This window comes from Microbacterium sp. A93, assembly GCF_051842835.1.
On record NZ_JBPXMT010000008.1, the window covers coordinates 35538 to 49500 of the forward strand.

12 protein-coding genes and 1 pseudogene are annotated in these 13963 nt (G+C 70.2%); 6 read left to right on the plus strand and 7 right to left on the minus strand.

What is annotated here, in order from left to right:
* Positions 1-44 precede the first annotated feature (44 nt).
* The gene (dusB, locus tag ACSU1G_RS19670) at positions 45-1262 is read right to left on the minus strand and encodes a tRNA dihydrouridine synthase DusB (protein WP_439281681.1); all 1218 of its coding nucleotides are present in this window, start codon (positions 1260-1262) and stop codon (positions 45-47) included.
* A 122-nt stretch (positions 1263-1384) separates the two neighbouring features.
* On the opposite strand from dusB, the gene ACSU1G_RS19675 reads away from it, so the two are divergent.
* The 3 genes from ACSU1G_RS19675 to ACSU1G_RS19685 all read left to right on the plus strand — a co-directional run bounded on the left by ACSU1G_RS19675 (position 1385) and on the right by ACSU1G_RS19685 (position 4585).
* Positions 1385-2404, plus strand: coding sequence for an LLM class flavin-dependent oxidoreductase (locus tag ACSU1G_RS19675; protein ID WP_439281682.1), 1020 nt, complete (start codon positions 1385-1387; stop codon positions 2402-2404).
* A 196-nt stretch (positions 2405-2600) separates the two neighbouring features.
* Positions 2601-3125: a nucleotidyltransferase family protein gene (locus tag ACSU1G_RS19680; RefSeq protein WP_439281683.1), complete on the plus strand. Its 525-nt coding sequence runs from the start codon at positions 2601-2603 to the stop codon at positions 3123-3125.
* Between the two features lie 272 nt (positions 3126-3397).
* Positions 3398-4585 (plus strand): hypothetical protein, encoded by a 1188-nt coding sequence (locus tag ACSU1G_RS19685; protein WP_439281684.1) that lies wholly within the window; start codon positions 3398-3400, stop codon positions 4583-4585.
* Between the two features lie 27 nt (positions 4586-4612).
* Here the strand turns inward: ACSU1G_RS19685 and ACSU1G_RS19690 are convergent, their stop codons facing one another.
* The 4 genes from ACSU1G_RS19690 to ACSU1G_RS19705 form a co-directional block, all read right to left on the minus strand.
* Positions 4613-6025, minus strand: a complete 1413-nt coding sequence (locus ACSU1G_RS19690) for a YibE/F family protein (RefSeq protein WP_439281686.1) — start codon at positions 6023-6025, stop codon at positions 4613-4615.
* On the minus strand, positions 6025-7062 hold the full coding sequence (locus ACSU1G_RS19695; RefSeq protein WP_439281687.1) for a GNAT family N-acetyltransferase: 1038 nt from the start codon (positions 7060-7062) through the stop codon (positions 6025-6027). The genes ACSU1G_RS19690 and ACSU1G_RS19695 overlap by 1 nt, the downstream gene beginning before the upstream one ends.
* 42 nt (positions 7063-7104) lie before the next feature.
* Entirely contained in the window at positions 7105-8496 is a 1392-nt protein-coding gene (locus tag ACSU1G_RS19700; RefSeq protein WP_439281688.1) for a glycine--tRNA ligase, read from the minus strand.
* Positions 8497-8578: 82 nt separating this feature from the next.
* A complete protein-coding gene (locus ACSU1G_RS19705) occupies positions 8579-9778 on the minus strand; it encodes an alpha/beta hydrolase (protein ID WP_439281689.1) in 1200 nt (399 codons plus the stop codon).
* Positions 9779-9934: 156 nt separating this feature from the next.
* On the opposite strand from ACSU1G_RS19705, the gene ACSU1G_RS19710 reads away from it, so the two are divergent.
* Positions 9935-10222: an RNA-binding S4 domain-containing protein gene (locus ACSU1G_RS19710; protein ID WP_439281690.1), complete on the plus strand. Its 288-nt coding sequence runs from the start codon at positions 9935-9937 to the stop codon at positions 10220-10222.
* A 34-nt stretch (positions 10223-10256) separates the two neighbouring features.
* Here the strand turns inward: ACSU1G_RS19710 and ACSU1G_RS19715 are convergent, their stop codons facing one another.
* Positions 10257-10979 (minus strand): alpha/beta hydrolase, encoded by a 723-nt coding sequence (locus ACSU1G_RS19715; RefSeq protein ID WP_439281691.1) that lies wholly within the window; start codon positions 10977-10979, stop codon positions 10257-10259.
* Positions 10980-11041: 62 nt separating this feature from the next.
* On the opposite strand from ACSU1G_RS19715, the pseudogene ACSU1G_RS19720 reads away from it, so the two are divergent.
* Together ACSU1G_RS19720 and ACSU1G_RS19725 are read left to right on the plus strand one after the other, a co-directional pair.
* Positions 11042-11898 (plus strand): annotated as a pseudogene (locus tag ACSU1G_RS19720) (SGNH/GDSL hydrolase family protein).
* Between the two features lie 115 nt (positions 11899-12013).
* Positions 12014-12574, plus strand: a complete 561-nt coding sequence (locus ACSU1G_RS19725) for a DUF2231 domain-containing protein (protein WP_439281693.1) — start codon at positions 12014-12016, stop codon at positions 12572-12574.
* Positions 12575-12841: 267 nt separating this feature from the next.
* Here ACSU1G_RS19725 and metX read toward each other — a convergent pair whose 3' ends face one another.
* Positions 12842-13963 carry a homoserine O-acetyltransferase MetX gene (gene metX, locus ACSU1G_RS19730; RefSeq protein WP_439281694.1) on the minus strand — a complete coding sequence of 374 codons (1122 nt, stop codon included), beginning with the start codon at positions 13961-13963 and terminating at the stop codon, positions 12842-12844.

Here is a 13963-nt window from a genome sequence, read left to right on the forward strand (position 1 = left end):
GGACCGTCGGGAATCCCGGGACCGACGCCGGCCCGGTCGCCTGATCACCCACCGGAGACGTCCAGCTCGGCCGAGGCGATCATCGCCTTCTGCTCGGCGTTGAGCTCCCGGGAGTCCAGCCAGCCCTGCGGCAGGTGGGGGCGTTTGGGCGAGCCGGCGCGCCCGCGCGGGCCCTCGGCGTCGGCCCCGGGATACGGAGCGTCCGGGTCCAGCTCGTCCAGCAGGACGCGCAGGGTGGCCAGGTCCGGGACCTGGGCGAGGCGGGCCCGCAGCTCGCCGCCGACCTGGTAGCCCTTGAAGTACCAGGCCACGTGCTTGCGGACGTCCCGCAGGGCCTTGCCCTCATCCCCGCCGAACGTGTCCACGAGCAGCTCGGCGTGGCGGTAGAACGTGTCCGCCACCTTTGCCAGCCCGGGCCGGAAGCGCTCGTCCGAGCCCTCGAAGGCATTCTGCAGGTCACCGAAGAGCCAGGGCCGGCCCTGGCAGCCGCGGCCGACCACCACGCCGTCCACCCCGGTGTGCCGGACCATGGCGATGGCGTCCTCGGCGGACCAGATGTCCCCGTTGCCCAGCACCGGGATGTCCGGCAGGGCCTCCCGCAACCGGGCGATGGCGTCCCAATCGGCCTTCCCGGAGTAGTGCTGCTCCATGGTGCGTCCGTGCAGCGCCACGGCGGCCACACCCAGCGAGCGCGCGGCGCGGCCGGCGTCGAGGTAGGTCAGGTGGTCCTCGTCGATCCCGCGGCGCATCTTGATGGTGACCGGGATGTCCTTCTTGGACGCCTCACGCACGGCGGCGCCGATGATGGAGGCGAAGAGTTCGGACTTCCACGGCAGGGCGGAGCCGCCGCCGCGCTTGGTCACCTTGGGGACGGGGCAGCCGAAGTTCAGGTCGATGTGGTCCGCGCGGTCCTCCTGGACCAGCATCCTCACGGCCTGGCCGGTGTGGACGGGGTCCACGGAGTAGAGCTGCACGGAGCGAGGGGTCTCGTCCGGGTCGTGGTGGATGATGCGCAGGGACTCGGCCCGGCGCTCCACGAGCGCCCGGGCGGTCACCATCTCGGAGACGTACAGTCCGCCGCCGTACTCGCGGCACAGGCGGCGGAAGGCGTTGTTGGTGATGCCGGCCATGGGGGCGAGCACCACGGGGGTGTCGATGGTCAGCGGGCCCAGCCTCAGGGCGGGCAGGTTCAGGCGCTCCGGGGTCTGGGCCGTGGATTCGTTGCCTTCGGTACGGTGCGGGGCGTCAGTCACGGCGGTCATTCCACCCATTATCCCAGAAGCCGCGGATTCTCGCGGGCCGGAGGTGGAGGCCCGGGCAGACTGCGGCAGACACCACAGCCCAACACTGGAAGAACGCAGGTCGGTGTGGTGTTGTTCAAAACATGAAGAAGATCGGATTCCTGAACTTCGGGCACTGGAGCTCCGTGCCCGGCTCTCGCACACCGGACGCCGGCGCCACGCTGCGCCAGACCATCGAGATGGCCGTGGCCGCCGAGGAGGCCGGCATGGACGGGGCCTGGATCCGGTCCCACCACTTCCAGAACATGCTCTCCGCACCCTTCCCGCTACTGGCGGCCATGGGCGCGGCCACGCAGAGCATCGAGCTGGGCACCGGGGTGATCGACCTGCGGTACGAGAATCCGCTGTACATGGCGGAGCAGGCGGCGACGGCGGACCTCATCTCCAGCGGTCGGCTCCAGTTGGGCGTCTCCCGGGGCTCCCCCGAGGCGGCCCGGGACGGCCAGCACCAGTTCGGCTACGACCTGGAGCCGGGCCAGTCCTGGTCCGAGCTGGCCCAGGCCCGGGGCCACCGTTTCCGGGAGGCGATCTCCGGTGCGGAGGTGGCCCACGCCGATCCGGACTCCGGTTGGGCGCAGCCCGGCCAGGAGATGTTGGCCATCCAACCGCAGTCCCCCGGCCTGGCCGACCGCATCTGGTGGGGCTCCGGCAACATCGTCTCCGGTGTCCGGGCCGGCGAGCAGGGCTACAACCTGCTCTCCTCCACCCTGTTGCTACAGGATGACGGCCGTCCCTTCCACGTCCAGCAGGCCGATCAGATCGCCCAGTATCAGCAGGCCTACGCGGCCTCGGGGCACACCACCGGCGGGATGACCGCCGTGACCCGTTCGGTGTTCCCCCTCGTCTCCGCCCAGGATGACATGTACTTCGGCGGCCGCCGCGAACGTACGGACTCCTCCGGCCAGCTCGAGGGCGGCAAGGCCCGCAGTGGGCCGACGTACTCCGGCACGATGGACGAGGTCGCGGAGCTGCTGCGCACCGACGAGGCCGTCCAGGCCGCGGACTACCTGCTCCTGGCCAACCCCAACCAGCTCGGGGTCGAGTACAACGCGCACCTGTTCACCCAGTGGGTGGAGCTGGCCAAGGCGCTGGGCTGGAAGTAGGACACCAACCCCCATCTGCCGAATCGTCGCTGCTACCACATAGTGCATCTGCCTGTACTATTGTGCAGGTATATGCACTATTTGAAAGGGTGTGAAACAAGTGCGCCTGCAGAACCCGATCTCAGCTCTCACCCCCACCGTTGACGCTGCGGTACTCCACGTCCTGTCTGGCGGCGACGCCGCCTTCACTGCGCCCATGATCCACCGGCTTCTTCCCGAAGCACATTCTGAAAGTGGGGTACGGCGGTCGTTGGGGCGCCTCGTCAAGCAGGGCATCGCGCTGGATCAGGTTGCCGGCCAGACCCACACCTACGCCCTGAACCGACAACACCTCTTGGCTGCTCCGGTCATCGCTATGGCCAGATCTCGGGACACCCTCCTTCAATGGATACGCGAAGAGATCGATACCTGGTCGTTTACCCCACTGGACGTACGAATCTTCGGCTCCGCCGCACGGAACGAGATGGGAGACGACAGCGACATCGACCTCTTCGTTGTCCTGCCTGAACAGCTTGATGCCGGAGAACCTCAGGACTTCGTCGCCAACCTTGCTGAGAAGGTCACCGCATGGACCGGCAACGATGCCCGACCACTCGTCTATGCGAGCAACGACGTGCGGGCTGATCCCCTGATGAACAACATCGCAGCGGATGGACTCAGGGTGTTTCCATCCTGCCGGTGGCTAGAAGATCACCTGCGGGTCGCGAGAGCCGCATCATGAAGGGAGACGCCGGTGACGAGGTCCGGAAAGGAAGACTTGCCAAGGCAATCCAGTTCCAGGACCATCGCGGGGCCGGCAACCTGCTGAAGAAGGCAGACCATGAATCGGCCCGAAATCTGGACCTCCTCCTGGGCGTCAAGACACGGGCTGGCTACGGATACGATTCAGTCTCCGTGGCTCAGCTCAGAAGGACCATGCGTTCCATGGATGCCCTGGTCGAGTTCGCGAGGCAGGGGACCCGATAGGTCAGCCTCCCCCGGTAACCTGATCCCATGGAGTTCTGGCTCATCATGCTCATCGTCTGCGCCGTGGTCCTCGGTGTGGGTGGCTGGGCGTCCGTGGCCGCGATCCAGCGCCACCAACTCCACGGCCGGCAGGAGCGCTGGAAGGCCTTGGAGCACCGGTTCCACCAGGTCACCCTGGACGCCGAGCGGTACGAGCGCAGCCCCACCGACGCCCTGGCCGCACCCGGCTGGCTGGACCGCTCCAGCCCAGTGGTCCGCGGATTCTCCGGAACCCTCAAACGCGCCCAGCGCGACCGTGCCGAACTGGAGCGTTCCGTGGCCCCCGCCCCGGGCCGCGCGGGCCGGGAGATCACCAGCGGGAGCCAGGGGCCGGCGTCGCGCCTCAATCCGACCGAGACGGACCTGCAGGAGTTGGAACTGCTCGTGGAGCGGCTCGAGGACGCCTACCGGGACACGGACCGGGCCGTGCGCACCACGGGCTGGAGCTCTCCCGGCACCCTGCAGGTGGCCCACCCGCAGTTCCTGCTGGACCCACGGTGGGGACGGCCCGCTGTGCTCCCCCGGCTGGGCGCACTGGAGGCGAAAGGCACGCAGACCCCCGTGCAGACCGTCAAGGACTTCCTCGACGCCGCCTATCCCCTGCGCCGGGCCACCGCCCTGAAGGTGCTGCGGGAACGCTCCGGAGGCGCCGGCAACGCGTATCGGGCGCAGAAGGCGCTCGAGCAGCTGATCCAGACGCGGCGTTACACCACCGACCGCCACGGCTTCCTGTGGCCCGGCTCCACCGTGATCGAGCACTGGGGCGTCTACCGCACGTTGGGGCGTGAGGCCGATCTGAAGCCTCAGGACGTCCCTCCCGTGGAGGTCGCCAACGCCCTGTGGGCCCTGTTGCCCGAGGACCGGGGACTCCCGGACGAGGAGTTGCTGGCTCTGGCGCAGGAGCACCTGGCCTTGACGCCCGGCTTCGCCTCCGGGCTGACGCAGAGCCTCAACGAGGGCATCGCGCGGGGGTTGAAGGCCCTGCCGGAGAACGTGCAGCGGACCCTCGGCGAGGTGGCGCCGAACGGGGTGCAGCTGCCCGCCGCCAAGGCCAAGATCCACCAGCTGCTGGTCGAAGGATTGCACGAGGGTCTGATCACCGGCCGCCTGCAGCGCCACCCCGATGGGCTCGTCCGCCGGCTGCGCGTGCAGTGGCCGAGCACCTATCGGCGTTGACCGTATGGCGTCGAGGGGACGGAGTGCTCAGCGGCTCGGCCGGGGAGCCCGCACCGGGGCGGGAGCGGGCACGGTGCCGGCGCCGGCACCGCCCGCCTGCACCGTGGTGGCCACGGCCACCGCGATGGCCGTGGTGACGGGGATCGCCAGGACCAGGCCGATGGAGCCCACCAGGATCCGCACGATCTCCTCCACAAGCTCCCCGGACATCAGGGTGTCCCACAGGCTGCGGTCATAGAGGGAGACGACCATCAGCACGGGCAGGGCCGCACCGGCGTAGGCGAAGGCGATCGTGTAGACGGTGGAGGCGATGTGGTCCCGGCCGATCCGCATGCCGGAGCCGAAGAGCTCCCGCCGGCCGGCCAAGGGGTTCGCGGCCCGCAGCTCCCAGATGGCCGAGGCCTGCGTGATCGTCACGTCGTTGAGCACACCGAGCCCGGCCACCAGCAGACCGCACAGCACGATCCCGGACAGCCGCACCTCCGGGGCCACGGTGGCCAGGATGTAGGAGTACTCGTCCCCCAGGCCGGTGAGGTAGGCGGCATCCGTGCCCCACAACGCGAGCACGGCGGTCAGGGCCAGCCCGATCAGGGTGCCCAGAAGTGCCGTGGTGGTCCGCAGGGAGAAGCCGTGGGCGAAGTACAGCACCACGAGCATGATCAGACAGCAGCCCACCAGCCCGACCCACAGCGGCGGTCCTCCCTCCAGCAACGCCGGGATCATGAACACGAACATCACCGCGAAGGCCAGTCCCAGGCCCACCACGGCCCGTAGGCCACGCCACCGCGCCACGGCCACCACCACGAGTGCGTAGAGAAGCGCCAGCAGCACCACCGGCACCGTCCGCTCGAAGTCCACGAACACGAAGTCGCTCTGGCCGGCCTGCCCCTGAGCCTCGCCGCCCGGCAGGCCGGACAGGTCCAAGGCCTTGAGCCGGTCCCCCACCCACACGTCCATGGAGGCACTGATGGAACTCGGGATGGGCACCAGCGCGCGGTCCGTCCCGCCGCCGTCGGGGTCCATGACGGCGTCCACGCACTGCACCTGGGCCGCCGCCGGGTCCCCGACCATCCCCCCACCCGGGGTCTCCACGGTGCCGACCTCCGGCCCGCAGTCCCGCGGTTGGACCGCGGTCACCGTGCCGGTGACCATGCTGACGCCCTGGCTGGTGCCATAGGGGTCGGCCAGGGAGAGTTCGCGGTGCGATCCCGAGGGCCACAGGGCGATCATGGCGGCGATGAGGACCACGGTCAGGGGCACCAGGATCGCGGCCAGCACCACCACCACGCGGCGACGACCGGAGCCGTCCGCGCCGGTCAGCGCCTCATCGGCTCCGGGGCCGGCGGGCAGCCCGTGTCCGTGCCCGGCGTGCCCGTGGCGGCCGTCAGCTGCCGGCGCAGTGGCCTGGGATGGCTCAGGCGGCCGGGGCTGCGGCGGCATCAGGTGGCGTCAGTGGCCCAGATCCGGGTATCCAGCAGGACGCGGGCGTGTCCGCTGGCGAGAAGCCGGTCCAGGACGGGGGCGAGGACGTCCATGGCGTCGTCCACCTCGAGCTGCACCGGGTACTGGGCGGTCAGCAGGGCCAGCAGGGAGACGGCCGCCGTCTGGGCGTCCGCGGCGGCCAGCTCCGGGTTCCACCCGAGCAGCACATCGGTGGGGTCCTCCGAGCGCTCGGGTGTGTAGGAGATGGCGAAGGCGTCGATGCTCCCACCCTGCGCCTTCGGGGCGGACCGCAGGACCACGGCCCCGGAGGCACCGGTGGCCGGCCCGAGCAGCAGCTGCTGGGCCCGTCCCACCGTCATCTCGGCCGGGTCCCAGCCGTGGGTGGCCTGGTAGAACGCGGCCACGGCGCGGGTCAGCTCCACCGACCCGGTCGCCAGGTCCTCCACGGCCAGTCCGGTCCCGTCCAGTTCGGGGGCCTTGATGACCCCGGGCCCGACGGCGATGCGCCGGGATCGCTGCAACGGCGCGAATCCCTGCCCCGCGAGGAAGGCCGCGGCCGGGTGGTCGGCCGGGTTCTCCACCAGGTGCGAGGCGGCGTCTGCCGGGGTCTCGGGCAGCTCCGTGGGGACCACGGCGAAGCGCGTCTTCAGCTCGCCGGTCACCACGGTGCCGGCGGACCGGGCCTCGGCCGTCTCGGCGCGCAGTGCTGCGGTCAGTGCTGTGGCGATCCCGCGACCGCGTTGCTCGCGGGCGGTCTCCGCGTAGAACCAGAGCCGTTGCGGGTGCACCGAGGAGGCGTAGACCACGGCCGCCGCCACGGGGATGCCCTCGTCCTCTGCCACGAGGCAACGGGCCCAGGGCTGCCCCTCGCGGCTCTGCCCCGTGCTCGAGGGCCGGAGCATCGCCCGGTCCTGGTGCTGCTGGGCGTCCGTGGGGTCGCCCCAGAGCTCCAGCAGGCGCAGGTCGTCGCCTTCAGCCCACGGGCGGAAGGTGACGCCCGCTGGAAGCTGCGGGCCGGCGTCGGGAACCGTCATGGTGTTCTCCCCCTACTTCGCATCGCTTCGCATCGCTTCGAGTTACTTCGAGAGCCGCTCGAAGAGCCAGCCGCGCACCTGGTCCAGTGCCACCCGCTCCTGCGCCATGGAGTCGCGTTCGCGGATGGTGACGGCCTGGTCCTCGAGGGAGTCGAAGTCCACGGTGATGCAGAAGGGGGTGCCGATCTCATCCTGGCGGCGGTAACGGCGGCCGATTGCGCCGGCGTCGTCATAGTCGATGTTCCACGCCCCGCGCAGTTCATCGGCCAGGCGTTTGGCGGTGGGCACCAGCTCCTCCTTGCGGGAGAGCGGCAGCACGGCGGCCTTGACCGGGGCCAGCCGCGGGTCCAGGCCGAGCACGGTGCGCACGTCCGTGCCGCCCTTGGTGTTCGGGGCCTCCTCCTCGCGGTAGGAGTCCACCAGGAAGGCCATCATGGCGCGGGTCAGACCGAAGGACGGCTCGATCACGTAGGGGGTGTACCGCTCCCCCGAGGTCTGGTCGAAGTACTGCATCTTGGTGCCCGAGCCCTCGGTGTGGGAGTTCAGGTCGAAGTCCGTGCGGTTGGCGATGCCCATCAGCTCGCCCCATTCGGAACCGGCGAAGCCGAACTTGTACTCCAGGTCGATCGTGGCCTCGGAGTAGTGGGCGCGTTCGCCGTCCGGGACGTCGAAGCGGCGCATGTGCTCCGGGTTGATCCCCAGATCGATGAACCAGTTCCAGCAGGCCTCCACCCAGGTGTCGAAGTGCCCCTTGGCGGCCTCGGGGTGGGTGAAGTACTCGATCTCCATCTGCTCGAACTCGCGGGTGCGGAAGATGAAGTTGCCGGGGGTGATCTCGTTGCGGAAGGCCTTGCCGATCTGCCCGATGCCGAACGGCGGCTTGCGACGGGAGGAGTTGACCACGTTGAGGAAGTTCACGAAGATGCCCTGGGCCGTCTCGGGGCGCAGGTAGTGCAGGCCCTCCTCGTTGTCCACGGGACCCAGGAAGGTCTTCATCAGGCCGGAGAAGTTCTGCGGCTCGGTCCAGGACCCGCGGGTGCCGCAGTCCGGGCAGACGATCTCGTCCATGCCGTCTGCACCGCCCTCGGGTTTGCGGCCCTTCTTCTTCTCGAAGCCCTCGATGAGGTGGTCCTGGCGGTGGCGCTTGTGGCAGGAGGTGCACTCGACCAGCGGGTCGGTGAAGGTGGCCACGTGGCCCGAGGCGTTCCACACGGGCGTGGGCAGGATGATGGCGGAGTCCAGGCCGACCATGTCCTCGCGGCCGCGCACGAAGGTGTTCCACCACTGCGTCTTGATGTTGTCCTTGAGCTCCACGCCCAGGGGACCGTAGTCCCACGCCGAGCGGGAACCGCCGTAGATCTCTCCTGCCTGGAAGACGAAACCGCGTCGCTTCGCGAGGGAGATGACCTGGTCGAGGGTGGTCTTGGGGGCCATGGAGGCATCACATCCGTGTCTGTTACTTCGGCCGCTGGCGGCGGTCGGTGCATTGGGGCTTGCGAAAGGGTACCGGCTCAGTCTAAGGGCCGTGGTGCCCTCGGGTGTCCACGCCCCGCGAGCGCACCCAGGCCGTGAAGGACTCGATGCCCTCCACCACGGCGGCGTTGCGGAAGGAGTGGAAGAGATCGAAGGCGTGCTGGCCGTAGGGCAGTTCCGCGAAGACCACCGGCTCGCGGGAACCCCGGCGCAGGTGCCCGACGGCGGCCCGGGCCGTTTCGATGTGGGCCAGGGAGTCCCGTTGGCCGTGGGCGATGAAGAACGGAGGAACGTCCCGCGCGTCGTGCCCCTGGGCCCCGCCGTCCGATGCCGGGCCACCCACCTCGTAGTATCCGCCGTACCAACCGTAGAGGGCCACGGCCGCCGTCACGGAGGTGTCCGCACCGGGGCAACCGGGCTGGAAGCGGGGTTCGTTCTGGGTCAGAGCCGCGAGCATCGTCAGTTGGGCGCCGGCCGAACCGCCGGCAAGCACCACGGTGGTCGGGTCCGCACCGTACCCTCCGGCGTGTTCGCGTGCCCAGGCCAGGATCCGCTTGACGTCGTCGAGGTGGCCATACAGGTCCGTCTGCGGCCGGAGCCGGTAGTCCGCGCTGATCGTCACCCAACCCTGCGTGGCCAGCCGGAACACCAGCGCCCGGCCCTCGAAGTTCTTCCGACCGGAGGTGAAGGACCCGCCATGCAGATACACCAGCACCGGGGCGCCGGCCGGTTGGTCGGGCTGGTGGTCGCGGCGGTGGAAGAGGTCCAGCCGATGGCGGCGGCCGTCCGGCCCATACGCGAGGTTGCGGTGCGCCCGGACGGTGACCGGACAGAACACGAACGGCATCAGCACGATACGCAGGACCGGGGTCCGGCGCCGCAGGAGCCCGGCAAGCCCGGGGTCGATGTGCTGCCACCAGTCCGGGCCCAGGCCGTCATCGAGCGCCTGGCGCACCACGGGACCGGTCAGGGTGCCCCGCCAGACGATGACCAGCAGGCCGGCGACCAACGCCAGGTTGAGGCCCCAGGCCACGGCATCGGTCGGTGCCACGGGTCCGCCGTCCAGGGCCGGCAGGACGGTGGACAGGACGATGAGCCAGATGAACAGGAAGGGTGCCTCGTTGTAGGCGACGGAGACGGCGAAGCCGAGGCGGGAGAGCCACCCCGGACGGCGGGGCGCCACCAGGGTGAGGGAAACGAGCGCCGCCTGCGCGAGGAACCCGATGAGGAATCCGATGGACATAGCGCCCGCACGGTACCAAGGTCGGAGGGCCCGGAGCGATGTCTCGTCGTCGTTCGGGGTGGGAATGGCGGACGGACAGCTCCTGGCCGGTCCGCGGAGGGTTCCGGCGGTGCCGGGCTGGTGCACCGGCACGGTACTTCGGGCCACAATGGAGTCATGTCCGCACATCCTGCCCCTGAGAACCACGGAAACCACCGTCAAGCCCCCGATGCTCCGGCCGCCCACCCCGCGCCGCTGGAGATCCGCGACGAGGTGATCCGCCTGGGCCAGGCCCTCAAGCTGGCCAGCCTGGTGGAGGACGGGGCGGATGCCCGGGTGGTGATCGAGGCCGGCCTGGTGCAGGTCAACGGCGATCCGGAGACCCGCCGTGGCCGGCAGCTGCGTCACGGTGACGTGATCGAGTTCTCCGGCGAGGCCGTGAAGGTGGTCCCGGCCGGGCGCTGACCCTCGCGTGCGGGCGGCGCTGCCGGGGACCGGGCTATTTCACCGTGTAGTCGAGGAATTCCCCCACGTGCCGCAGCTCCTGCGGCCCGATCCCGTGGCCGATCCCCGCGTAGAGCACCTTGGTCATGTCCACGTGCGCGTTCATCCAGGCGTGGGTGTACTCCACCTTGTCCTGCGTGATGACCGGGTCGGCCTGGTCCCGACCCCAGAAGACCTTCGGCCGGGCGGCCTTGACCGCCTCGTCGTCGAAGAAGCCGGCCAGGGGGCCGGTCCCCGCGCCCACCCCGGCACCTTGGGCGGGGTCCGGGTCGATGGCGAAGCCGGAGAGCCCGACGATGCACGCATAGGCCTCCGGGTCCAGGCGCAGCAGGGAGGTGGCCATGGCCATGCCCATGGAGAAGCCCAGCAGCGAGGTGGACTCGAAGTGCGGCCGCTGCGCCGCGACCCACCACTGCAGGTCCTCGATGGCGGCCCGCACGGCCAGGGGATCCGAACCCATCTGCGCGTTCAGCGGGAACCACGTGTACCCGCCGTGGTCCATGACCAACGGCGCCCGCACGGAGGCGAACGTGAACTTCTCCGGCAGCTCCGGCACGATCCCGAACAGGTCATTCTCGTCCGCACCGTAGCCGTGCAGGATCACCAGCAGGTGCGTGCCCGCGCGCTCGGCCTCGGGCCGGGACCAGCGGACGAACGGCTCGGTGGGCCCAGCCGGGGTGGATGCAGGGGATGGTGCGGGGTTCTGTGGTTCGGTCATGGATCCCAGCGTAGGCGAGGACCGAACTGACCCACGGGTAACCCGGGATCTAGGATCGAGACATGTCTGATGCCGTATCCACACCACACTCGACCGCTGCCCTGCACCCGGTCCACCCCTGGCGCCGCTATGTGGCGCTGGGCGACTCCTTCACGGAGGGCATCGGCGATCCGGACCCGCACCACCCCGGCGCCCACCGCGGATGGGCGGACCGGGTGGCCGAGGAGCTCGCATACCGCGTCCGGGAGGGCGAGGACTTCTCCTACGCCAACCTGGCCATCCGCGGCCGGCTGATCGCGCAGATCGCTGCCGAACAGGCCGGGCCCGCGCTCGACCTCCAGCCCGACCTCATCACCCTGTGCGCCGGCGGCAATGACGTGATCCGTCCGGGCGGGGACCCGGACGGATCACGCTCACCCTGGACGGGCTGGTGGGCCGGCTGGCAGCCAGCGGCGCCACCGTGGTGCTCTTCACGGGCCCGGACATCCGGGACACCCCGATGATGGGGCGGATCCGGGGCAAGGTGGCCATCTACAACGAGAACGTGCACACGGTGGCCCTGCGCCACGATGCCGTGGTGGCAGACCTCTGGGCGCTGCGGGAGCTCACGCGCAAGGAGATGTGGGCGGCAGACCGGCTGCACTTCTCCCCCACCGGTCACCACACCATCGGCGCGATGGTGCTGGAGACGCTCAACGTGCCCCATGACCTGGTGCCCTTCGAGCCCAAACCCGCGGTGCACCAGAGCTGGCGTCAGGCCCGGACCGAGGACGTGCACTGGGCCCGAGAGCACCTCATGCCCTGGGTGCTGCGCCGGTTGCGGCGCCAGTCCTCCGGAGACGGCCTGGCAGCCAAGCGCCCCCTGGCCGAGCCCATGTTCGGTCATCCGATGGTCCAGGGCACCGACCCTGGCGAGTAGAGGACCGGCGGCGGGCACTGCCATGACGCGGGAAGCGGTGGGATAATTTCCAGCGGAGGGAATCGTTTCGAGATGGGGTCTCCGCACTCGAGGTGGGGACCAGGAGGTCATCATCATGCCCCCGACTGCAGATGTCCGGTCCCTCCCGGCAGCGGTCTTGCGGACACTGGGCGAGAGCCCGGTCGCGGACCGTCTGGCCGCAGCCCAGCGGTTCGCCTACGGGCCGATCCTCAGGTGGGTGCGCCACAGTCCCTTCCGCACCGATGTCCTCGGCCACTCCGTACACCCGCCACTCACCGATATCACGCTCGGCAGCTGGATGGGTGCTTCCATCCTCGATCTGGCCGGGGGGAGCCAGTCCCGGCAGGCCGCCACGCTGCTGGTCACGACCGGTGTGCTGGCGGCGGTGCCCACGGCTCTCGCCGGCGCGGCAGACTGGGCGGAGACCAAGGGTCCGGAGCACCGGATCGGTGCCGTCCATGCGCTGGGGACCGATGCCGCGCTCTTCCTGTTCGCGGGCTCCCTCGTGGCGCGCCTCCGGGGGCGCCACGCTTGGGGGGCTGGTCTGGCGGCCGGCGGAAACGCCGTCGCGTCAGCGGCCGGATTCCTCGGCGGACACCTGGCACTGGCCCAGGGCACCGCTCGCCGCACCCGGCCGGCCCCGCTCGAGTCCTGACCGACATCCATCCCGTCCTGCGGCCGGACGGCGTGTTCCTGGTGGTCGTTCTTCAGGCGGGGATCCAGGGCCGGGAGCATGGGCGGGGAACCCGGGCGGGGATCCAGGGCCGGGAGCATGGGCGGGGAACCCGGGCGGGGAACCCGGGCGGGGAACCCGGGCGGGGAACCTGGTGGAGGACATCAACGACCACACTGATCCTGCCCAGCCACAGTGATTATTGCTGTGGCAGGGCAGGATGGGTGTGGCTGGGCAGGATCGGTGTGGCTAGAGCCCCAGGATTCGCGTCATGTCCGCGGCCACCTGGTCCAGATCCGTCAGGAAGCCGTCGTGGCCGATCGGCGAGTCGATCATGTAGACCGGGACCTCGCCGGGCAGCTGCCGCGCCAGCTCCTGGGACTGGCCCGGGAAATACAGGCGGTCCGACTCCACAGCCGCGATGAACGGCGCAGCGGTGATCCGGGCCAGCACCTCGGCCTCGGTGCCACGGCCTCGGGAAACGTCATGGCTCATGAGTGCCTCGGTCAGCACGAGGTAGCTGTTGGCGTCGAAGCGCTTGACGAGCTTGGCCGCCTGGTAGTCCAGGTAGGACTCCACCTGATAGCGCCCCAGCCGCCGCAGCGACTGCCCGAAGGGGTCCTCCTCGGCCTGGGCGCCGCGGCCGAAGCGGCCGTCCATGTCCGGTTGGGACCGGTAGGTGATGTGCGCGATCTTGCGGGCGATGCCCAGGCCGCCGTCCGGCGTCGGGCCCGGGTAGTAGTCCCCGCCGCGGAAGTTGGCGTCCAGCGTGATGGACTGGATCTGGGCCTGGGCGAAGGCGATCTGCTCGGCGGTGGAGTGCGCGCCGCAGGCGATGACGGCCATGCCGGCCACGCGCTCCGGGTAGGTGGCGGCCCACTCCAGGGCGCGGGCCCCGCCCATGGAGCCGCCGACCACGGCCTGCCAGCGGTGGATGCCCAGGGCGTCGGCCAACCGGGCCTCGGCGTGCACCGAGTCACGGATGGTGGTGAACGGGAACCGCGAACCCCACGGGGTCCCGTCCGGGTCCAGCGACGACGGGCCGGTGGTCCCGTAGCAGCCGCCCACGATGTTGGGGGCCACCACGAACCACCGGTCCGTGTCGATGGCGCAGCCGGGCCCGACGATGCCCTCCCACCAGCCCTCCTCCGGGAGGGCGTCGGAGGAGGCCACGTGCGTGGATCCCGTCAGGGCGTGCAGCACCAGCACGGCGTTCGAGCCCGTGGCATTGAGCGTGCCCCATGTCTCGTAGGCCAGTTCCACCTCGGGCAGGTGGCCGCCGGTCTCGAAGTCCAGGGCACCGATGCGCTGGGTGTGCAGGCCCCCCTCGGGGAGGGCCGTGGCCGCGTGCTGGGCGGTGATGGCGGTCAT

Coding starts and splice junctions, on each gene's coding strand:
- dusB (WP_439281681.1), bottom strand. CDS start 1,262: ATGACCGCCGTGACTGACGCCCCGCACCGTACCGAAGGCAACGAATCC.
- ACSU1G_RS19675 (WP_439281682.1), top strand. CDS start 1,385: ATGAAGAAGATCGGATTCCTGAACTTCGGGCACTGGAGCTCCGTGCCC.
- ACSU1G_RS19680 (WP_439281683.1), top strand. CDS start 2,601: ATGATCCACCGGCTTCTTCCCGAAGCACATTCTGAAAGTGGGGTACGG.
- ACSU1G_RS19685 (WP_439281684.1), top strand. CDS start 3,398: ATGGAGTTCTGGCTCATCATGCTCATCGTCTGCGCCGTGGTCCTCGGT.
- ACSU1G_RS19690 (WP_439281686.1), bottom strand. CDS start 6,025: ATGCCGCCGCAGCCCCGGCCGCCTGAGCCATCCCAGGCCACTGCGCCG.
- ACSU1G_RS19695 (WP_439281687.1), bottom strand. CDS start 7,062: ATGACGGTTCCCGACGCCGGCCCGCAGCTTCCAGCGGGCGTCACCTTC.
- ACSU1G_RS19700 (WP_439281688.1), bottom strand. CDS start 8,496: ATGGCCCCCAAGACCACCCTCGACCAGGTCATCTCCCTCGCGAAGCGA.
- ACSU1G_RS19705 (WP_439281689.1), bottom strand. CDS start 9,778: ATGTCCATCGGATTCCTCATCGGGTTCCTCGCGCAGGCGGCGCTCGTT.
- ACSU1G_RS19710 (WP_439281690.1), top strand. CDS start 9,935: ATGTCCGCACATCCTGCCCCTGAGAACCACGGAAACCACCGTCAAGCC.
- ACSU1G_RS19715 (WP_439281691.1), bottom strand. CDS start 10,979: ATGACCGAACCACAGAACCCCGCACCATCCCCTGCATCCACCCCGGCT.
- ACSU1G_RS19725 (WP_439281693.1), top strand. CDS start 12,014: ATGCCCCCGACTGCAGATGTCCGGTCCCTCCCGGCAGCGGTCTTGCGG.
- metX (WP_439281694.1), bottom strand. CDS start 13,963: ATGACCGCCATCACCGCCCAGCACGCGGCCACGGCCCTCCCCGAGGGG.